At 57.8% G+C, this 514-nt stretch carries 1 protein-coding gene; it reads left to right on the top strand.

Going from position 1 to position 514, the window contains the following annotated elements:
- Positions 1-78 precede the first annotated feature (78 nt).
- The coding region (locus H5T41_11530; protein MBC7109390.1) for an ATP-binding cassette domain-containing protein at positions 79-514 on the top strand (436 nt) is incomplete at its 3' end.

Genomic DNA, 514 nt, shown 5'->3' with positions numbered 1-514 from the left:
CCTTGTCATCCTCTCTTTGCACGTCCTCCTCAATCTCCTCGCCATTTGGCTCCGGAACAGATATCAACGGAGGTGGACATGAGGGACAACGTCCTTCCTTTGCCGGATACAGAAGTTCCAATCTTTCAGGTCCGCAAATTCAGCCTTTGGTACGACACGCAGCACACGCTGCGGGAGATCACCCTTGATATTCCGGAGAAGCGTATCACCGCCATCATTGGACCTTCAGGCTGCGGAAAAAGCACGTTCCTTAGGGCTTTGAATCGCATGAACGACCTTATCCCTGGTGTGCGCACCTCTGGTCAAATCCTCTTCCGCGGCGTGGATCTGTACGGCCGCGGGGTGGACCCGGTGGAGGTACGCAGGCGCATCGGCATGGTCTTCCAAAAGCCCAATCCCTTCCCCAAATCCATCTTTGAAAACGTGGCCTTCGGGCTCAGGATCAACGGGTTCCGCGGGGATCTTCGAGCCCAGGTGCAGCGGGCCCTGGAGCGCGCCGCCCTTTGGCACGAGG

It is taken from the genome of Methanomassiliicoccales archaeon, from assembly GCA_014361295.1.
GTDB lineage: Archaea > Thermoplasmatota > Thermoplasmata > Methanomassiliicoccales > JACIVX01 > JACIVX01.
Note: the sequence above shows the minus strand (reverse complement) of the source record. Positions and strands in the feature narration are given on the sequence as shown.